Source organism: Chitinophaga sp. 30R24 (assembly GCF_049056765.1).
Lineage (GTDB): Bacteria > Bacteroidota > Bacteroidia > Chitinophagales > Chitinophagaceae > Chitinophaga.
This window is the reverse complement of the sequence record NZ_JBJGXX010000002.1, coordinates 241,209-262,599: the sequence shown is the minus strand read 5'-3', so window position 1 is coordinate 262,599 and position 21,391 is coordinate 241,209. Positions and strand designations below refer to the sequence as shown.

Annotated in this window: 16 protein-coding genes and 2 tRNA genes; all 18 read right to left on the bottom strand. The window is 44.4% G+C overall.

Annotated elements, in window-relative coordinates; all coding sequences use genetic code 11:
- Window positions 1–78 precede the first annotated feature (78 nt).
- A tRNA-Gln gene (locus tag ACDQ55_RS07660) sits at window positions 79–149 on the bottom strand.
- A gap of 104 nt (window positions 150–253) precedes the next feature.
- The gene (locus ACDQ55_RS07655; RefSeq protein ID WP_420980734.1) at window positions 254–1,294 is read right to left on the bottom strand and encodes a glycosyltransferase family 9 protein; all 1,041 of its coding nucleotides are present in this window, start codon (window positions 1,292–1,294) and stop codon (window positions 254–256) included.
- A gap of 12 nt (window positions 1,295–1,306) precedes the next feature.
- Window positions 1,307–1,912 (bottom strand): DUF4254 domain-containing protein, encoded by a 606-nt coding sequence (locus ACDQ55_RS07650; protein WP_420980732.1) that lies wholly within the window; start codon window positions 1,910–1,912, stop codon window positions 1,307–1,309.
- A gap of 627 nt (window positions 1,913–2,539) precedes the next feature.
- The gene (locus tag ACDQ55_RS07645; protein WP_420980731.1) at window positions 2,540–3,997 is read right to left on the bottom strand and encodes an APC family permease; all 1,458 of its coding nucleotides are present in this window, start codon (window positions 3,995–3,997) and stop codon (window positions 2,540–2,542) included.
- 77 nt (window positions 3,998–4,074) lie between these two features.
- Window positions 4,075–4,689 (bottom strand): OmpH family outer membrane protein, encoded by a 615-nt coding sequence (locus ACDQ55_RS07640; RefSeq protein ID WP_420980729.1) that lies wholly within the window; start codon window positions 4,687–4,689, stop codon window positions 4,075–4,077.
- A gap of 136 nt (window positions 4,690–4,825) precedes the next feature.
- The gene (locus ACDQ55_RS07635) at window positions 4,826–5,857 is read right to left on the bottom strand and encodes a glycerophosphodiester phosphodiesterase (protein WP_420980728.1); all 1,032 of its coding nucleotides are present in this window, start codon (window positions 5,855–5,857) and stop codon (window positions 4,826–4,828) included.
- Window positions 5,858–6,066: 209 nt separating this feature from the next.
- Window positions 6,067–6,753 carry a DUF4397 domain-containing protein gene (locus ACDQ55_RS07630; RefSeq protein WP_420980726.1) on the bottom strand — a complete coding sequence of 229 codons (687 nt, stop codon included), beginning with the start codon at window positions 6,751–6,753 and terminating at the stop codon, window positions 6,067–6,069.
- 112 nt (window positions 6,754–6,865) lie between these two features.
- Window positions 6,866–11,161 (bottom strand): DNA-directed RNA polymerase subunit beta', encoded by a 4,296-nt coding sequence (gene rpoC / locus ACDQ55_RS07625; RefSeq protein WP_420980725.1) that lies wholly within the window; start codon window positions 11,159–11,161, stop codon window positions 6,866–6,868.
- 110 nt (window positions 11,162–11,271) lie between these two features.
- On the bottom strand, window positions 11,272–15,081 hold the full coding sequence (rpoB, locus tag ACDQ55_RS07620) for a DNA-directed RNA polymerase subunit beta (protein WP_420980723.1): 3,810 nt from the start codon (window positions 15,079–15,081) through the stop codon (window positions 11,272–11,274).
- Window positions 15,082–15,296: 215 nt separating this feature from the next.
- Window positions 15,297–15,668: a 50S ribosomal protein L7/L12 gene (gene rplL, locus ACDQ55_RS07615; protein WP_420980721.1), complete on the bottom strand. Its 372-nt coding sequence runs from the start codon at window positions 15,666–15,668 to the stop codon at window positions 15,297–15,299.
- A 106-nt stretch (window positions 15,669–15,774) separates the two neighbouring features.
- Window positions 15,775–16,305, bottom strand: a complete 531-nt coding sequence (rplJ, locus tag ACDQ55_RS07610) for a 50S ribosomal protein L10 (RefSeq protein ID WP_420980720.1) — start codon at window positions 16,303–16,305, stop codon at window positions 15,775–15,777.
- A gap of 58 nt (window positions 16,306–16,363) precedes the next feature.
- Complete coding sequence (gene rplA / locus ACDQ55_RS07605; RefSeq protein WP_420980718.1) at window positions 16,364–17,053, bottom strand: 50S ribosomal protein L1; 690 nt, start codon at window positions 17,051–17,053, stop codon at window positions 16,364–16,366.
- 44 nt (window positions 17,054–17,097) lie between these two features.
- Entirely contained in the window at window positions 17,098–17,541 is a 444-nt protein-coding gene (rplK, locus tag ACDQ55_RS07600; protein ID WP_143307800.1) for a 50S ribosomal protein L11, read from the bottom strand.
- A 220-nt stretch (window positions 17,542–17,761) separates the two neighbouring features.
- A complete protein-coding gene (locus tag ACDQ55_RS07595; RefSeq protein ID WP_420980716.1) occupies window positions 17,762–18,943 on the bottom strand; it encodes a transglutaminase domain-containing protein in 1,182 nt (393 codons plus the stop codon).
- A 210-nt stretch (window positions 18,944–19,153) separates the two neighbouring features.
- Window positions 19,154–19,720: a transcription termination/antitermination protein NusG gene (gene nusG / locus ACDQ55_RS07590; RefSeq protein ID WP_420980714.1), complete on the bottom strand. Its 567-nt coding sequence runs from the start codon at window positions 19,718–19,720 to the stop codon at window positions 19,154–19,156.
- A complete protein-coding gene (secE, locus tag ACDQ55_RS07585) occupies window positions 19,721–19,921 on the bottom strand; it encodes a preprotein translocase subunit SecE (RefSeq protein WP_420980713.1) in 201 nt (66 codons plus the stop codon).
- 106 nt (window positions 19,922–20,027) lie between these two features.
- A tRNA-Trp gene (locus ACDQ55_RS07580) sits at window positions 20,028–20,101 on the bottom strand.
- A gap of 99 nt (window positions 20,102–20,200) precedes the next feature.
- A complete protein-coding gene (tuf, locus tag ACDQ55_RS07575) occupies window positions 20,201–21,388 on the bottom strand; it encodes an elongation factor Tu (RefSeq protein WP_420980712.1) in 1,188 nt (395 codons plus the stop codon).
- Window positions 21,389–21,391 lie beyond the last annotated feature (3 nt).

Below are 21,391 nucleotides of genomic sequence, written 5' to 3'. Positions count from 1 at the left end.
TGTAACGCATCCGGCCTCCGGTTACATACCTGATAAAAAGCAAAAAGACAAGAACATTGCTGCTCTTGTCTTTTTTAGTTGCCCAACCAGGATTCGAACCTAGACAAACAGAACCAAAATCTGTCGTACTACCATTATACTATTGGGCAATACCCTTGTTGTTTGGGATGGCAAAAGTATAACTTTTTTTATTTCTGCAAAAAAAACTTGCGATATTTTTTAAATATCCTTTAAAATTCTCTGCAGCAAGGGATTATACAATCTGTAATTTTACTTTTTCCGTGATTATAGCTGGCTGTATCCACTCCATACAGGCATGATCTCCGCGGAAACAGGGCTTATTGCCAAATACAGAACAGGGCCGGCAGGATAAGTCATTGATCTGCACGGCGTTGCTTACCTCCTGGGCGTACCCCATAAAGCCAGCAAAAGGATGGGTAGCCCCCCATACCGATACAACCGGCACCCCAAACAGGGAAGCCAGGTGCATATTAGCGGAGTCCATACTGATCATTACATCCAAATGGCTGATAATCGCCATTTCTTCCTGTAAAGAAAAACGGCCGGCTACAACAGTGGACTGGGGATACCGCTGCGCCAATGCGGTTAATAGTTCCGTTTCCTGTTTCCCACCTCCCATCAACAATATCTGATGATCTGGTTCCTGCAGCAATTGCTGCAACACTTCCTCCATTTTTTCCAATGGATACATTTTCTCCCGGTAAGTAGCAAAAGGAGCTAAACCTATCCACTTTTTAGCCTGTTTAGGACCTATTATTGCAATGGTGGAAGCAGACAACTCACGGGGCGAAAAAACGGGTTTACGCCCCATTTCACAACGAAAACCCAGCTGCCTGAAAACAACTGCGTAACGTTCTATGGTGGTAGTAAGCTGTTGCAATACTTTATTTTCCCGGCGGGTAAGCGTTTTCTTCCCTTCCCTGCCCTTATCAATAAAGGCCACCGGTGTACCGCTCAGCCGGAAAAAAGTACGGATAATTTTGGAGCGCAATACGTTATGCAAATCGGCCACCACATGGATACGATGTGCCTTTTTTATTTCACGGAACAAGCGGTAAAGCCCTTTTATGCCTTTATGTATCCCTTTTACATCTGCCGGAAAAAAAGTAAGCCGAGGAATACCGGCACATAAGGCGCCCCAGTTTTTATTCGTCACAAAAACGATACTCACCGCCGGATTTTCTTCCAGCACCTGTTTCATGACAGGTATTGTCATCGCTACATCGCCCATGGCGGATAAGCGGGTAACCAATATGGTTTTAACAGTGCTCAAAGACAAGGGTTTTTATTTTTCGTTCTTGTATAGTACAGGATTTAAGGAAGGATCATTGTACATCTTCATCTGCTTGTACACTTTCATAAACCTCCTGCCGGCTGCTATGTCCAACAGCAACGCTTCTATGGCCGTGCTCAGATCCTGCTGTTGCTCCAGCAATATGTCGAGCTTACGTTGGCAGGCAGCACGGTGTTCCGGGCTAGCGTCTGCCCGGTTTGCTTCTTCCCGCATATGATAAATTTTTAATGCGAGAATAGATAAACGGTCTATTGCCCAAGCGGGGCTTTCCGTATTTATCACTGCATCGGGAGCAGGTATTACTTCTTTATGTTTATCTAGGAAATAGCTATCTATATACTCTACCACATCTGTACGCTCCTGGTTAGAACGGTCTATCCAGCGCTTAATGCCCAACGCTTCTACCGGATCGATGGCCGGGTTCCGGATAATATCTTCCAGGTGCCATTGCACTGTGTCTATCCAGTTTTTCAGGTAAAGCAGGTGTTCTATGCTGCTTTTTTCATACGGATTGGAAATAGCCTGATGTACATCATTGTGTTCATGATAGGCCTCGATACTCTGGTTAAATATCTTATTGCACGATTGTGTAAACATGGCGCAAATGTAATTATTTGCCATAAAAAAAGCGCATGGTAGACACCATACGCTTATTGTAAAAGATTGTCATGTGAATGTTCGAGAATGCAAATCGTGAAGGCTTTTAATGGTTATCTTGGGGTTGAGATGCCGTCAAGGTTATACCACCTTATTTCCCTTTTACCTTAAAATGACGCTGTTACACATCATATGTCGGCAATAATATTTTTATAATTGTTATTGTTTTTTTTCGAATATTTTTTGAATGCAGTAAATAGTAACTATCAATCACTCTAATGGCTATACGTTCATTTCATATTTGAGGGTGTCAATAAATTAATCTGCTGCAATTGTTAATAAAAATCCAAGTCACAAATTACAGCGCCAGATCACAGACTTTCATATTTCATAAACTAGGAGTGGCTTGTTACCACACTGTTTTATGGGATCTCCTTGTTGACAATATCCTTTTTATTACTCTCAATTTACCGGGTTCTCTAAATAAGGGTCTAATTGCAGACATCACGCTTTCTGTGTGTCTCTTGATGCAAATTAAATGAGGCCACTGCAGTATGATTTGCAGTGGCCTCATTTTTTTGTACAACGTTAGTTGTAAATATGTCAATTCTTTGTCCAATTTAGCTACTATCGGGCTTTTGACTGCCTAGACATCGCTATATAATAGAGTGGAATACCCATCAAAATAATACCCAATCCCGGTAAGGTGTAGCTGGTTTCAAACACTAACAACAGTGCTGCCAGCGATAACGCTACTATAATATATACCAGCGGCAGTAACGGATACCCAAAAGCTTTGTAAGGCCGTTCCAGCTCCGGACGTTTTCTCCTTAAAATAAAAATGCCCAGTATCGTTAATACATAAAAGATCAACACCCCAAAAATCACCAATGCCAGCAAATCATTGTACCGGCCAGTCAAACAAAGCAGGGAAGCCCAGGCACATTGTATCCACAAGCCCTTTTCCGGCACACTATGCTGATTAAGCTGACCAGCTCCTTTAAAGAATAGCTTGTCTTCTGCCATGGTGTAGTAAATACGGGCGCCAGCCAAAATAAGCCCATTATTACAGCCAAAAGTGGAGATCATGATCATGATGGCAATAATATAAGCACCGGAAGAACCAAAAATCTTCGCCGCCGCTGCTACGCCTACCCGGTCGTTGGCAGCAAACGCAATTTCCTGCATGGGCAGTACGGCCAGGTACATCAGGTTACAGCTTACATAGATGATGGTTACTATCGCAGTGCCCAGGAACAAGGAACGCCCAATATTCTTTTGCGGATTTTTAATTTCTCCGGCAATAAAAGTAACATTGTTCCAGGCATCGCTGGAAAACAGCGATCCCTTCATGGAAACAGCGATAGCGCCAAACAATGCCAAACCAGACAATGCGGAAGTAATTACCTCGCCGTTTTGCAGGCTTATGGTAGTGGCATCCCAGGCATGCTGCCAGTTAGCCTGCCATATTTCATGTTTAGCACCCAATAAAAAACCAAAAATGATCAGCCCAAACAAGGATAACAGTTTTGCCAATGTAAACACTGTTTGTATCACCTTACCATGCTGTACTCCCCGTGTATTGATAAAAGTTAACAGGCAAATAGATATGATCGCTACTATCTGGGCGGCGGAAACTTGGAACCACCCGGCTTCAAAAAGAATATTCTTTTCGCTGAAACCAGGAATAAGATAAGCGGTAAATTTAGCGAAAGCTACGGCCACCGCTGCAATAGTACCGGTTTGTATCACCCCGAACTGCGTCCATCCAAACAAAAAGGCAATAAATGGATTGTAAGCTTCCCGCAGGTATACATACTGCCCACCAGCTTTGGGAAACATGCCAGATAGCTCTCCATAACTCAAAGCAGCAATCAGGGTTACCACGCCCGCCAGTACCCACATGGCGGTGATCCAACCGGCGCCTCCCACACTCCGGGCAATTTCGGCTGTTACAATAAAAATACCGGAACCAATCATAGATCCGGCTACGACCATGGTGGCATCCAATAAACCCAGAGAGGGCTTGAACGAGGTGGTCTGGTTAATTTCCACTTTGTGTGGCTTAGCTTGGTTGATATCCATATCTGTTATTTATAAAAAATCCCGGCTCATTGGGAACCGGGACTATTAAGATAAAAAATCTACTGCTTTATTTGTGCTTATTTTGACGAATCGCCACCATGTTCATTCATTCCTTTGATGACTTCCGGCGTTACATCGTACGCTGGGTCTTTGTAAAGAATGTTGCTGGCTGTGCTGCGATAAGAAAATATATAAGCATAACGCTTATCGGAATTAAAGGCTTTCAGAAAATCATCCAGTCTTTTTTGTAATTCTTCGTTGAATTTAGTCTCTTGCTCTGTATAGGCAGCACGCAGGTTTTGCGCTTCCTGCTCCAGTTGCTGCTGCTTGCCCATCAGGCTGCGTTGTGCTGCTTCTCCTTGTTCCTGGGTAAGCGTAGAGGCTCTGCGCTGCAGATCTTCGTACTCACTCTGTAAAGCACGGGCTTTCCCTTTCAACTGATTATCCATCTGTTGCTGTTTCTGTTCCAGCAGCGCTCTTTTCTCTTTAAAATATTCAAAATGCGCTTCCAGTGAATCCAAATCTACGTAAGCAATTTTGAAACTTCCAGCCGCTGCCTGAGTACCATTACTTGCTGCAGTTGTAGGAGCGGGTGTATTATTACCAGCTTTATTTCCCTGGCAAGACATTAATAATCCGGCTGCTAATGCCGCGAAAAATCCTTTGGACACTAATTGTTTACATGTGCGCATGTTAGTAGGAGGCTTTGCTTCTTTTAGTACATATGAAAAATGGAACGGCTAAAATAAGGTTTTTACTGGATTTTCAGATTTTGATTCCTTTTTTTAGCTAGCTTTTAACTAATACGGGCTTCCGAAGAAGAACATATCAATGTTTTACTTTCTCTAATAATATTTCCGGCTCATTGGTAGTGATAAAATCAATACCCTCTTTCAGCAAGGCGTCCATCACTTCCGGCTTGTCTATTGTCCAGGCATTGGTGGTTACCTGGTGCTGTTTTGCTGTAGCAATCAGCGTTGGTTCTTTTTTAAATTCCTGCTGATTATAATCCAGTCCCCATATACCGTCGGCCTGCAACTCAGCAGGTGTTTTATCGCCATTCAGATAGGCAATTTTAGCAGTGGGGTCCAGTTCTTTTAATTTTTTGCAAATATTGTAATCAAAACTAATGTAATACATCCATGCCTGCGCCTTCTTAGCCCGGATCAATTCCATCGCTTTGGTGGCCAACAGCTGCCCTTTTCCTTTGCCAGAAGGTTTTAATTCCAATACCAGTTTGGTTTGGTGCTGCTGCATGATCACATCAATATATTCTTCAAGGGTAGGTACCCGGTCGCCATTCTTTAACTGAACAGTCTGGAGATCTGCCAAGGTAGACTCTTCCACCTTTTTGCCGCCTATTTCAGGATCATGTGAGATTACCAGCTGATTATCCGCAGATAACCATACGTCAAACTCCGATCCCTCACAACCTAATTGGATAGCATCTTTCAATGAAGTAATGCTGTTCTGGCTACCTTCATGATGCTTCCAGGCACCACGGTGTGCCACTACTTTGTTATGGATAAAATCATCTGCTACCAATAAGAAATCGGCGGTATCATTACCCGCCTTAATGCGTACAGGGTAGGTAAATGCTGCTTTATCTTCTACAACTGCCTGCTTCTTTAATCTCAATGCTGATCCGCTGATGGTAAACAACCCCGATTTGTCTTCCAACAATACCGCAGTACCAGTTTGCCCATTCCTGCTATATATTTTACCTATAACGGCATTCTTTTGCTTCAAAGGAATCGTATAAGCATCGAGGTAAGGTGCAGCAGCTTCCTGGGCCTTCACGGTAGCAGTACCCAACAAGGTAAGACCTATAAACAGGAAAAGCTTTTTGCAGTTGTTCATATTATTAAGATTTATCTCCCAAAATAGCGTGCAATTTCTTTATTTCCATTGCTTCCTGAAAAAATACCACGTTAAATTAAAATAAAGCTTTGCTAAAACCGGAAACTAACTATAACGTATAAACGAAAAAATTGATTACCCTAATAACTAATCGCCTTTAGCTGCTAAAGCGCCTAAAGCTGTTAGTCATTAGCTGCTAATCAACAGTGCTAATTGTGTGTTACTTTCAGAATATTGAACCGGGTAGAATCTAATGGATACCCTGTGGTCACCAATGTATATACTTTACCAGTTTGAGTAGGCAAGGTAAAAGATTTCAGTACCAGACTGGAATCTACATAACGGAAATTGATGGTATAGGCGCTATCGCCATACAATGGTGCAAAAGCAGTTTGTGACGGCGCTGTCAATCCTCTAAAAAAGAGGGGGGCTGCGCCGGAATACACATCCATTCCTAATGGTGTTCTGTTAGGCTTAAATCCCTGACTGAAATCTATTACCCGGAATTTAGCGGTACCGGTTCCTAAGGAAGACATATCATCTTCTGTGATAATTAAAGACAATTGCTGCACAGCGCTGTCGGCGCCCAGAAAAGCAGTGTAATACCGTTTATTGCGAAGAAAAAGCTGCACATTAAATAACGCCACCGGCTGACCGCTAAGCGTGATGATCACATTGTATTTCTGCGCGCGGTAAGATTTATAGGGAGTTACGGTACCATAGCCTACATTGCTGGCAAAATTAATGGTGTCCAGCATTACGTTAAACTCACTATTGGGCACTGCATTCACAAACATGAAGCTGGAATGGGTATCCGGCACTGCACTATCGCTGTTTTTCTTGCAGGCTCCCAGCAATCCTACCACAATAATAATGGGAATGATCAGGTATTTCATGAAATCCGCTACGTTTTACGGCCCCAAATGTAAAGAATTACGGGAACGAATACACATAAAAAAAGCGCCTGCCTTGCCGGCAGACGCTTTCTCTTTAAATATCTGATCAATACTATTCTTCTTCATCAAACTGGAACACCTCTTTGGAAGATGCCAGGATGTCGTATTCTTCCTTAGAACCTACGATCATGTTTTCGAACTCACGTAAACCAGTACCAGCCGGGATCAGGTGACCTGTGATCACATTCTCCTTCAGACCCATCATATCATCGGTTTTACCGTTGATAGCTGCCTGAGACAGTACTTTTGTGGTTTCCTGGAACGATGCTGCAGAGATCCAGCTCCGGGTACCGAGGGAGGCCTTGGTAATACCCTGCAGGAGCGGACTGGAAGTAGCCGGTTGTGCATCGCGGTACTCTACCAGTTTTTTATCTGCACGACGTAACAGGGAGTTTTCTTCACGAACCTGGCGCAGGGTTACAATCTGACCTGCTTTCAGGTTGGTAGATTCACCTGCTTCAGTTACTACCTTCTTATCGAAGATCATATCATTTTCTTCAAAGAAGTCGAACCTGTCTTCGGTATCCCCTTCGAGGAAGCGGGTATCTCCCGGATCTTCGATGTTTACCTTACGCATCATCTGACGAACGATCACCTCAATGTGCTTATCGTTAATCTTCACACCCTGCAAGCGGTATACTTCCTGGATTTCATTTACCAGGTATTCCTGTACAGCAAACGGTCCTTTGATAGACAGGATGTCTGCAGGAGTAGTAGAACCGTCGGAGAGGGAAGTACCTGCCTTCACAAAGTCACCATCCTGTACCAGGATATGACGTGTTAACGGCACCAGGTATTTCTTCACCTGGCCTTCACGGCTTTCGATGATGATTTCGCGGTTACCACGTTTGATGTTACCGAAAGCTACCACACCGTCAATTTCAGAAACGATAGCAGGGTTGCTTGGGTTACGTGCTTCAAAGAGCTCAGTTACACGTGGCAAACCACCCGTAATGTCTCGCAGTTTACCGATAACACGTGGGATCTTCACAATTACCTGACCCGCTCTCACCTTATCTCCTTCGGAGATTACAATGTGGGAACCTACTGGTAAGTTGTAAGATTTTACCTCTTTATTACCGTCAACGTAGATAGACGGGATCTTATTTTTATCTTTTGTTTCAATTACCACTTTTTCACGGTGACCTGTTTGCTCATCGGCTTCTTCACGGAAGGTAATACCTTCAATGATACTATCGAAACGGATAGCACCCGGAATTTCAGACACGATAACGGCGTTGAACGGATCCCATGTGCAAATCATTTCACCTTTCGTTACTTTCTGTCCATCTTTTACCAGCAGGGTAGAACCGTAAGGAATGTTGTTGGTAACCAGCAGACGGTCATTTTTCACGTCCATGATACGCAGCTCACCGGTACGTCCGATAACCACCTGCACTTTTTCACCTTCGTTGTTTTCGTAGGTGGTAGTACGCAAGCCATCGAATTGAACAGTACCATCAAATTTGGCAGACAAACCGGATTCAACGGAAGTAGAACCGGCCACACCACCCACGTGGAAGGTACGCAATGTTAACTGTGTACCAGGCTCACCGATAGACTGGGCAGCGATGATACCTACTGCATCACCTTTCTGTGCAGTGTAACCGCTGGCCAGGTTTTTACCGTAGCATTTCACACATACACCACGACGGCTTTCGCAAGTCAGTACGGAGCGGATTTCTACTGTTTCAATAGCGCTGTCTTCAATTCTATGTGCAATATCTTCAGAGATCTCTTCACCGGCAGCCACAATCACCTCATCAGTATGAGGATCGAATACATCATGCAGGGAAGTACGTCCTAAGATACGGTCGTACAGTGTTTCGATGATTTCTTCGTTATCCTTCAACGCGGAAGTAGCAATACCACGGAGGGTGCCGCAATCTTCTTCGTTGATCACCACATCCTGCGCAACGTCTACCAGACGACGGGTCAGGTAACCCGCATCCGCAGTTTTCAGCGCCGTATCCGCAAGACCTTTACGGGCACCGTGCGTAGAGATGAAGTATTCCAATACGTTCAAACCATCCTTAAAGTTGGACAATACCGGGTTTTCGATGATCTCAGAACCAGTAGAACCACTCTTACGTGGCTTGGCCATCAGACCTCTGATACCAGCCAGCTGTTTGATCTGCTGCTTGGAACCACGCGCACCGGAATCCAACATCATGTATACAGAGTTGAAACCTTGCTTATCGGTAGCCAGCTCACGGATCAGGGTTTCTGTCACCTTCGTATCCACACGTGACCAGATGTCGATGATCTGGTTGTAACGTTCGTTGTTGGTGATCAGACCCATGTTATAGTTATCCCAAACCTCGTCTACTTCACCGGCAGCAGCATCAATCATGTCTTGTTTAACTTCCGGAATGATCAGGTCATTGATGTTAAATGACAGACCACCGCGGAACGCCATACGGAAACCTAATTGTTTGATGTCGTCCAGGAATTTCGCTGTTTTAGGGATATCGGTGTATTTAATAATGTCGCCGATGATTTCACGAAGTGATTTCTTGGTCAGCAGGGCGTTTACATAACCGGCTTCCTTCGGTACGAACTGGTTGAACAGTACGCGGCCTACGGTAGTTTCGATCAGTTTTCTTTCCAGCTCACCATTTGCATTTCTCACATTGGTTTTTACGCGAATGTGGGCATGCAGATCAATACGGTCTTCATTTAAGGCGATAATTACTTCTTCCGCAGAATAGAAAGCCTTGCCCTCTCCTCTTACCACTACATCACCTATGGTTTTCTTACCCTTAGTGATATAATACAGACCGAGTACCATGTCTTGTGAAGGCAGGGTAATTGGCGTACCGTTCTGTGGATTGAGGATATTATGGGAAGACAGCATCAGCAACTGGGCTTCCAGGATCGCAGCATTGCTCAAAGGCACGTGTACCGCCATCTGGTCACCATCAAAGTCGGCGTTGAACGCAGAACATACCAACGGGTGCAGCTGTATCGCTTTACCTTCTACCAGTTTAGGCTGGAAGGCCTGGATAGACAAACGGTGCAGGGTTGGAGCACGGTTTAACATTACCGGGTGACCTTTCAGTACGTTTTCCAGGATATCCCAAACCACTGCTTCTTTACGATCCACCAGCTTTTTAGCTGATTTCACGGTTTTCACGATGCCTCTTTCGATCAGTTTACGGATAATGAATGGTTTAAACAATTCAGCCGCCATATCCTTTGGCAAACCGCACTCGTGCAATTTCAGCTCAGGGCCTACCACGATAACAGAACGACCGGAGTAATCCACACGTTTACCGAGGAGGTTCTGACGGAAACGACCTTGTTTACCTTTCAATACGTCTGACAGTGATTTCAGTGCACGACCACCTTCCGCTTTCACCGCATTGGATTTACGGGAGTTATCGAACAAGGAATCCACCGCTTCCTGCAGCATACGTTTTTCGTTACGCAGGATCACTTCAGGCGCTTTAATTTCGATCAAACGTTTCAAACGGTTGTTACGGATGATCACCCTGCGGTACAGGTCGTTCAGGTCGGAAGACGCGAAACGGCCACCATCCAAAGGAACTAACGGACGCAGTTCTGGCGGTACTACAGGAATATATTGCATAACCATCCATTCAGGACGGTTTTCTACACGACCATTAGCTTCACGGAAAGCTTCCACTACGCTCAAACGTTTCAGCGCTTCCGCTTTACGTTGCTGGGAAGTTTCAGTGGCTGCCTGGTTACGCAACTGGTAAGAAAGGCCATCCAGATCAATACGGGCCAGCATCATTTCTACCGCTTCCGCACCCATTTTAGCAATAAACTTGTTAGGATCTTCATCCGGTAACAGTTGATTGTCTTTTGGTAAAGTATCCAGGATATCCAGGTATTCCTCTTCTGTGAGCAAGTCACCGTAGTTCATACCTTTTTCCTGTTTCATACCTGCCTGGATCACCACATATCTTTCGTAGTAAACGATAGTTTCCAATTTCTTGGAAGACATACCCAGCAGGTAACCAATTTTGTTAGGCAGGGATTTGAAATACCATATATGTACAACAGGCACAACCAAACGAATGTGGCCCATTCTTTCACGACGTACTTTCTTCTCCGTTACTTCAACACCACAACGGTCACATACTATACCCTTATAACGGATACGCTTATATTTTCCGCAATAGCATTCATAATCCTTTACAGGACCAAAAATCCTTTCGCAAAATAAACCATCACGTTCCGGCTTGTAAGTACGGTAGTTGATGGTTTCAGGTTTCAGCACTTCACCGTATGAACGCTCCAGAATAACATCCGGAGAAGCCAAACTGATGGTAATGCTGTTAAAATTTGATTTAGGACGATTTTCTTTTTTGATAGCCATCGTAATTAGCTTTTAGCGGTTAGCCGTTAGTTGTTAGCTAGTGGCGAAAAAATAGCCATTAGCTGTTAGCTCCCAACTTGTTAATAAGAAGAGAGCTAACAGCTAAAAGCTTAATCAAATTTCAGATCCAGACCCAGACCACGCAATTCATGGATCAATACATTGAAGGATTCAGGCACACCGGCTTTCGGTATGTTATCACCCTTCACGATAGATTCATATGCTTTGGCACGACCCACGATATCATCAGATTTAATTGTAAGCAGTTCCTGCAGGATGTTGGATGCACCATAAGCTTCCAGTGCCCACACCTCCATCTCACCAAAACGCTGACCACCAAACTGGGCTTTACCACCCAGCGGCTGTTGGGTAATCAGACTGTACGGTCCGATAGAACGGGCGTGCATCTTATCATCCACCATGTGGCTCAGTTTAAGCATATAGATAACACCAACGGTTGCTTTCTGGTGGAAGCGGTCGCCCGTTTCACCGTCATGCAGGTAAGCGTGGCCAAAGCTAGGCAGGCCGGCTTCGTTGATATATTCAGCAATCTCTTCTGTGGTAGCACCATCGAAGATAGGAGTAGCAAAGCGTACACCCAGTTTCAGACCTGCCCAACCTAATACGGTTTCATAGATCTGTCCGAGGTTCATACGGGAAGGTACCCCCAGCGGGTTCAGTACGATATCCAGTGGTGTACCATCTTCCAGGAATGGCATGTCTTCATCACGCACAATCTTGGCAACGATACCCTTGTTACCGTGGCGTCCCGCCATTTTATCCCCCACTTTCAACTTACGCTTGCTGGCCAGGTAAACCTTTGCCAGTTTCAATACCCCCGCAGGCAGCTCATCACCGATAGAGATGTTGAACTTCTCACGTTTGTAACGTCCCAGCTCTTCGTTGAACTTGATGTTATAGTTATGTAACAGTGTATTGATCTGATCGTTCACCACTTCGTCTGTTGTCCAGCCCAGTGGGTTTACGTTCATGAAATCAATGTTTACCAGGTTCTTCTGAGAGAACTTGGAACCCTTGGAGATCAGCACTTCACCATAAGTATTGGTAATGCCCTGGGAGGTTTTATCCTTCAGCAATACCAGCAACTTGCTCATGAGTACTTCCAGCAAGTCTTCCGCATTTTTCTGGTGAATTTTCTCCAGTTTTTCGATCGCTGCTTTCTCACGGGTTTTGGAGTTCTTGTCTTTCTTAGCGCGACTGAACAATTTCTTGTCGATCACCACTCCTTCTGTTGATGGAGGCGCCTTCAGGGAAGCGTCTTTCGCATCAGAAGCCTTGTCACCGAAGATCGCTCTGAGGAGTTTTTCTTCAGGAGAAGGATCAGATTCACCACGCGGAGTGATTTTACCGATCAAGATATCACCTTCTTTAATGTGGGCGCCCACACGGATAATACCGTTCTGGTCGAGGTCTTTGGTAGCCTCTTCACTCACGTTAGGGATATCCGGAGTCAGTTCTTCCTCACCCAGTTTGGTATCACGAACTTCCAGTTCATATTCATCGATGTGGATGGAAGTAAAGAGATCTTCACGAGCAACTCGTTCAGAGATTACGATCGCATCCTCAAAGTTGTAACCTTTCCATGGCATGAACGCCACTTTCAGGTTACGGCCCAATGCCAGTTCACCTCCGCGGGTAGCATAACCTTCTGTTAAGAAGTCGCCATCTTTTACGCGCTGACCTTTCTTCACGCAAGGTCTGAGGTTAATACAGGTACTCTGGTTGGTTTTAACGAATTTGGTCAGTGTATATACTACCAGGTCATCTTCAAAGCTCACCAGTTTCTGCATTTCATCACGCTCGTAACGAACGTGGATTTCGTTGGCATCTACGAATTCTATCACACCACTACCATCTGCGGTGATCTGCAAACGGGAGTCGCGGGCTGCTTTACCTTCCAAACCAGTACCTACGATAGGCACTTCTGGATTTAGCAGTGGCACTGCCTGACGTTGCATGTTTGACCCCATCAGCGCACGGTTGGCATCATCATGTTCCAGGAACGGAATCAGGGATGCACTCAACCCTACAATCTGGTTAGGCGCTACGTCCATGAATTCCACTTCATCTCTGTCGAGGATCGGGAAATCACCGGTTTCGCGGGATTTAATTTTATCGTTTACGAAGTTGCCTTTATCATCCAGCGGGGCGTTAGCCTGTGCGATCTTTACAGAATCTTCTTCTTCAGCGCTCAGGAACTCCACATTCTGCATATCCACCTTACCCTGGATTACTTTACGGTAAGGCGTTTCAATGAAGCCCATCTCATTTACCTTAGCGTGTACGCACAGAGTAGAGATCAAACCGATGTTCGGACCTTCTGGTGTTTCGATAGTACACAAACGGCCATAGTGGCTATAGTGAACGTCACGTACCTCAAAGCCTGCTCTTTCACGGCTCAAACCACCGGGTCCGAGAGCGGAAATACGGCGTTTGTGAGTGATTTCGGACAGTGGGTTTGTTTGATCCAGGAACTGAGACAACTGGGAAGTACCGAAGAAGGAGTTGATCACGGAAGACAGGGTCCTCGCATTGATCAGGTCCACAGGAGTAAATACCTCATTGTCACGTACGTTCATTCTTTCACGGATGGTACGAGCCATACGCGCCAGACCTACGCCAAACTGAGCATATAACTGCTCGCCCACAGTACGTACACGACGGTTAGACAGGTGATCGATATCGTCGATCTCAGCCTTACCGTTGGTGAGCTGTACCAGGTATTTGATGATGGAAATGATGTCATCCTTCGTTAACACTTTCATGTCTAACGGAGTAGGAAGACCCAATTTTCTATTGATCTTATAACGACCAACATCTCCGAGATCGTAACGTTTATCGGAGAAGAATAATTTATCGATGATACCCCTTGCTGTTTCATCATCTGGCGCATCGGCACCGCGCAATTGGCGGTAGATGTGCTGAACGGCTTCCAGTTCGGAGTTAGATGTATCCTTATTTAATGTATTGTAGATGATGGAGAAATCGCCACTCACCTCTTCTTTCTGAACGAATACGCTTTTCAGTCCCATGTCTACGATGGTTTCAATATTCGCTTCATCCAGAATGCTATCGCGCTCCAGCATAATTTCATTACGCTCGATGCTCACCACTTCACCGGTATCTTCATCCACAAAGTCTTCTACCCAGCTTCTTAAAACACGGGCGGCCAGCTTTTTACCAGCGTATTTTTCAAGACTTTTCTTGTCTGCTTTTACTTCATCTGCCATGCCAAACAGTTGCAGAATATCTTTATCTGTTTCATAGCCGATGGCACGTAACAGCGTGGTAACCGGGAATTTCTTCTTACGGTCGATGTAGGCGTACATCACATTGTTGATGTCCGTTGCAAACTCCATCCACGCGCCCTTGAACGGGATCACCCTTGCAGAGTAAATCTTAGTACCGTTCGGATGTACGGATTGACCAAAGAATACACCAGGTGAACGATGCAGTTGGGATACAACTACGCGTTCAGCACCATTAATAACGAAAGTACCTCTAGGGGTCATGTACGGAATGTTTCCAAGGAATACATCCTGAACAATCGTCTGGAAATCCACATGCTCTTCATCATTACAGCTGAGGCGGAGTTTCGCTTTCAACGGTACAGAATAAGTAAGCCCACGCTCAATACATTCCTCGATAGTATAACGCGGAGGATCCACGAAATAATCAAGGAATTCCAGATTAAAGATATTTCTGGTATCCGTAATCGGGAAGTTCTCTTTAAATACTTTAAAAAGGCCTTCGTTGTTTCGCTTGTCTGGTGTGGTTTCTAATTGGAAGAAATCCTTGAAAGATTGGATTTGGATAGCCAACAGATCCGGTGTCTCAGTAACTTGTTTGATCTTTCCAAAATTTACTCTTTCGTTTGTTTGGGCTTTTTTTAGAGACATATTCGAAGTTAGCAGTTATATGACTTATAGAATTAGGGAAATTAAGATTTCTTTGCCAATACCATCCTGATTGTTATGCCTTCTGCACGTGGTCAAAGTCACCTTCAAGTGATTCCCCGTTTTGACTCTCTGAAAAAGACACTTTCCCAAAGGGAATAAGGCCAAAAGTGCACAAGCACTTTTGACCTTTAAAAGATGTATACTTAAGCAAAGAATTACTGAATTTCAACTTCAGCACCAGCTTCGGTCAGCTTAGCTTTCAGGTCTTCAGCCTCAGCTTTGCTTACGCCTTCTTTGATAGCTTTAGGCGCGCCGTCAACCAGTTCTTTCGCTTCTTTCAGACCTAAGCCGGTCAGGTCTTTTACAACCTTAACAACGTTCAGCTTGCTAGCACCTGCAGATTTCAGTACTACGTTGAAAGCAGTTTTCTCTTCAACAGCAGCGGCTTCGCCACCACCTGCTGCTACTACTACTGCAGCTGCTGCTGGTTCGATACCATACTCATTTTTCAGTACATCTGCGAGTTCTTGTACTTCCTTAACAGTTAAACCTACTAATTGTTCGGCTAATGCTTTTACGTCTGCCATTTTATAATGTTTTAATGTAATGTTTGTAAAGTTTGTTATTTATATTGTGACTTGGAAGCCAATTTTTTAAGCGTTTTCAGGAGCAATTATCAACTCCTAAAAAAACTTACTCTGCTGCTGGAGCTTCTTCTACGCCAGCTTCTTCTTTCTTGCCTTTTTCCAACAAAGCAGCAATAACGCGTTTTGCAGGAGATTGCAACAGACCGATAACTTCGCCGATGAGCTCGTTCTTGGTCTTGATGTTGGTCAGTGCAGTCAGCTGGTTGTCGCCTACGAATACTTCGTCAGCAACAAAAGCAGCTTTCAATACTGGTTTTTCCAGCTTGTTGTTAGCTTTACGAAAAGCGGAGATGATCAATGCTGGCTCTTTCGGGCTGTCAGAGAACATCAGGGCAGTTACACCATGCAGACTGTCATAAACGCCAGCATATTTTTCGCTGTCCAGAGATTCCAGTGCCTTACGGATCAAGGTGTTTTTAGCCACCTTCATTTCCACTTGTTTATTGAAGCACACTTTCCTCAGGTCGTTAACCTGCGCCACCGTTAATGACTCGGTATTGGTGATATAAAAGTTGCTGTATTGAGAGAACTTACTTTTCAGCAGTTCGATCACATCATTTTTTTGATCTTTATTCATATTAAAACGTTTGTAGCAAGCCCCATCCTTCCAGATAACGGCTACAACTCGTGATCAATTAGTTTTGAACAGATTTAGTATCGATAACAATACCAGGACTCATGGTGCTAGCCATAGACAGGCCTTTCAGGTAAGTACCTTTTGCAGTAGCTGGTTTCAGCTTGATGATAGCATTGATCAGCTCCAGGGAGTTCTGCTCAATTTTATCAGATGCAAAGGATACACGACCGATAGAAGCATGGATGATACCCGCTTTATCTACCTTAAAGGTGATTTTACCACCTTTTACATCGTTTACTGCAGCTGCAACGTCGTTAGTAACAGTACCGGTTTTAGGGTTAGGCATCAGGTTACGTGGACCTAAGATTTTACCCAGTTTACCGATTTTAGGCATTACAGCAGGAGTAGCGATGATCACATCAATTTCAGTCCAACCAGCTTCGATCTTCTGGATAAATTCATCCAGACCAATGAAGTCAGCACCTGCTTCTTTTGCAGCAGCTTCTTTGTCGGGAGTGCAAAGCACCAACACCTTCTTAGTTTTACCAGTACCGTGAGGAAGCGTTACGGAACCACGGATAGCCTGGTCTGCTTTCTTAGGATCAACGCCTAAGCGGATATGCAAATCGACAGAACTGTCGAATTTAGTGCAGTTAATATCTTTAACTAAGCTGGAAGCTTCTTTCAGGCTGTACACTTTATTTTTGTCCACCTTCGCTTCAGCTACTTTTCTCTTTTTAGTTGCCATTTGTCAAAATGATTTTAAGATCCTGCCTCAACAGGGTGAAACAATTAGTTTTCCCAGGGAGCTTTACCTTCTACAGTAATACCCATGCTACGAGCAGTACCAGCTACCATTTTCATAGCGCTGTTCAGAGTGAAGCAGTTCAGATCAGGCATCTTATCCTGTGCAATAGCTTCTACCTGAGCCCAGGTAACTTTACCCACCTTGTTACGGTTAGGCTCTTTAGAACCACCTTGTAATTTAGCAGCTTCCAACAGCTGTACAGGAGCCGGAGGAGTTTTGATTACGAAGTCGAAAGACTTGTCAGTGTAAACAGTCAGCAATACAGGCAATACTTTACCCATTTTATCCTGGGTACGGGCATTAAACTGTTTGCAGAACTCCATGATGTTCACACCTTTGGAACCCAGCGCGGGACCAATTGGAGGTGCAGGATTGGCCTGGCCGCCTTTAACCTGCAATTTCACGTACGTTGCGATCTCTTTTGCCATGTTTATTGATTTAATTTGGTTAAACGCTCCCTGTTAAACAAGGGGCTCCCAAAACTAAAAGGAACTAAAAAACCTTTTAAAGGGGATGCAAAGGTATATATTATTATGAATTTGTCAAAAAGTATTTGATTTTGGGCATCCTTTTTGCTCTGGAAAGGATTTTTTTTACAAATCTATTGCATTACTGCGAAATATTCCTTATTATCCGAAGTCCGCAAAGCTAAGACTTTTCTGCTACCTGCACATAAAACAATTCCCGTCTCTTTCCTTTCTCTGTTTTTATATATTTATAGACAAACGCCCGCTCTTCCTGCACTTTGCCTTTCATTTCCATCACTGCTTGCTGAAGCTCATCTGTATTTTGCCGGATCGAGGCATCCTTTAAACCTGAAAGCGATTTTTCTATGTCCTGCAACTTACCAACAATCCCGTCAATCATCTTTTTCAGTTCATCATCTTTTACTTCAGGGCTAAACTGCCGGTTCTTAAAGTTTACATATTCATTATATAGCTTCACCACTTCCGTATAACTCCGGTTCATCACATTAAATTCATCTACCTGCCGGTTACGGTTCGCTACTTCCTGGTTATGCACCAATACCTGAATGGTTTGGTCCATCCAATCCAGTTCACTCATGATAAATGGATTGGCAGCCCCGCCAAACCGCCGTATCCTGGCGGCAGCGGATTGCAGGCGTTCCAGGCGCGATTGCCGGAACCATATATTTAAACTGTCGCTGTACGAAAATACCGGGCGCCTCTCTGCTGCTGCCAGTCCTTGTATCCCTACCTCGTCGTGCCCCATTGGATGCAATAACAGCTGCCAGAGCGGATCATAGGGCATATGTGTTTTTACTGCCAGCTGGGGAGCTACCTGGAACCAGGCCCAGTTGGTACGTTGTATAAACCGGCCGTTATCCACATAACCAGCGCCCCAGGTAGGATCTGTCACCGTCCATTGAGCACCATTCTTTACAATCACCCAATCGTGCGATCCCGTGGGGATCATAATATCGTTCTGCAATCCATACCCGGTTACAACAAGGGCACTGATCCCTGCTTCCCGGCATACTTGTGCGTACAACACCGCATAATCAGTACAGATTCCTTTGCGGGTACGTAATGTTTTTTGCATAGCCGCTGCCGAATCGCGGTAGCTGCTTATTTGGTTCATGTTGGGCACATCATAGGCAATATGGGCGGCCATCCAATTAAATAAAGCCTGTTGCAGCGCAATACTGTTGGGCGTATGCGCTTTTAACCATTGGGCCATAGCGGCCGGTGAGGCCGTAGCAGTTTCGGGTATCTGTACAATAGCGGCCGGTGCTAGTTTGCCGGCGGGTTGTGCTGCTGCCTGTGTACATAACAGCAGTCCGAGCAGAACAAAAATTACTGGTTTCATATTACGTTATAATAAATATAGGGAGCTGATAAAAAGGGATCGTCCCAGCTATGGCCAGGACGATCCCAAAATATAAAAACTTTTACGCAGGTCAAAGCTACAGTCATCTTATCAAAAAAACAGCTTCATTATTATTTCATCATCAATAAATAATAAAAGAAAAACCGCCCGGAATGGTCCGGGCGGTTTAAAAATAGCTTATCTAAAAACTTAGGAAAGTTTTTCTACCTGCATAAAGTTCAGCTCTACTGGAGTAGCGCGGCCGAAGATCTTTACAGTTACTTTCAGTTTTTTCTTGTCTTCAATTACTTCTTCGATCACCCCGTTAAAGTCATTGAATGGTCCATCAATGATTTTAATAGTTTCACCCACAATGAAGGGTTCGCTCATGGTTAATCCCTGATCGCTCAGTTCATCCACTTTACCCAGCATTTTATTTACTTCAGCTTTACGGAGTGCGATAGGCTTTTCCTTTCCGAGGAAGTGGATAACGCCGGATACGTTGCGTATGGCTTGTATTACGTCATCGGTCATTTTACCATCTACCGCTTCGATCATCACATAACCGGGATAAAAGTTTTTTTCGCGCATTACTTTTTTACCAGCCTGCACCTTATAAACTTTTTCCACCGGCAGGAAGATCTGGCTGATTACGTTACCCCAATCGGAGCGGCGTACTTCAATATCCAGGTATTCCTTAACTTTTTTTTCCTTGCCACTAACAACGCGGAGTACATACCACTTTGTTTCCTGAGCAGGAAGATTGGCTGCATCCATTTATTTAGCTTTGAAAATTTCGTAATAGTGAGTTAACACAAAGTTGGAAGCGGCATCCATACCCCATACCAAGGCAGTAACGAACAGTGTTGCAATAAGTACAATCATGGTAGATGACTGGAGCTCTTGCCAGGTAGGCCAGGACACCTTGTAAACCAATTCATGATAAGACTCGCGGAAATAATTTCTGATCTTATTCATTATATAAAGTTAACTAATTATGATCAATTGTTTAAAGCCCAAAAATGGTTGACTTGTTTTATTTTGTAATAACAACAATTCAACCATTTAGTTATTTCTTTGAACCTGGCACGGGTACTAGGATTCGAACCCAGATCAAAGGTTTTGGAGACCCGTATGCTACCGTTGCACCATACCCGTGTATAAAGCCATTAGCAGTTAGCTTATGGATATCAGCAAATATATGAAAAATTGCTGACATTTAAGAGCCAAAGCTAATGGCTTTTAATATTATTATAATTACTTGATGATTTCAGTAACCTGACCGGCACCTACTGTACGACCACCTTCGCGGATAGCGAATTTCAGACCTTTATCCATAGCGATAGGCTGAATCAGTTTTACAGTGAGGGTAACGTTATCACCAGGCATAACCATTTCAACACCTGCTGGTAATTCAACTTCACCGGTAACGTCAGTTGTACGGAAGTAGAACTGAGGACGGTATTTGTTGAAGAACGGAGTGTGACGGCCACCTTCTTCTTTGCTCAGTACGTATACTTCGCATTTGAATTCAGAGTGAGGTTTGATGCTACCTGGAGCACAGATAACCATACCACGGCGGATTTGAGTTTTCTCAATACCACGGAGCAACAGACCAGCGTTATCACCTGCTTCACCTTCGTCGAGGAGTTTTTTGAACATCTCAACACCAGTACAAGTAGATTTCAGTGGTTCTTCCTGCAGACCTACGATTTCAACGTTCTCACCCACTTTAATACGACCGCGTTCGATACGACCGGTAGCAACGGTACCACGACCAGTGATAGAGAATACGTCTTCAACAGACATCAGGAATGGTTGATCAACTGGACGAGGAGGCAGTGGAATGTAAGAATCTACAGCATCCATCAGTTGGTCGATCGCTTCAACCCATTTAGGTTCGCCAGCCAGTGCGCCGGTAGCAGAACCCTGGATTACAGGAACGTTATCACCATCAAAGCCGTTGGAAGACAACAGGTCACGGATTTCGATCTCAACGAGTTCGAGCAGTTCCGGATCATCTACCAGGTCAACTTTGTTCATGAATACTACGATACGAGGTACACCTACCTGGCGAGCCAGCAGGATGTGCTCTCTTGTTTGCGGCATAGGACCATCTGTAGCTGCCACCACGAGGATAGCACCGTCCATCTGAGCAGCACCGGTGATCATGTTTTTCACATAATCCGCGTGACCAGGACAGTCAACGTGAGCATAGTGACGAGATTGTGTCTGATACTCAACGTGAGCTGTATTGATAGTAATACCTCTTTCTTTTTCTTCAGGAGCAGCATCGATCTCATCATAACCTCTCTTCTCTGCCAGACCCTTATTTGCCAAAATTGTGGTAATGGCAGCAGTCAAAGTAGTTTTACCATGATCCACGTGGCCGATGGTACCAATGTTTACGTGGGGTTTATCCCGCTTAAAGGTTTCTTTTGCCATTGT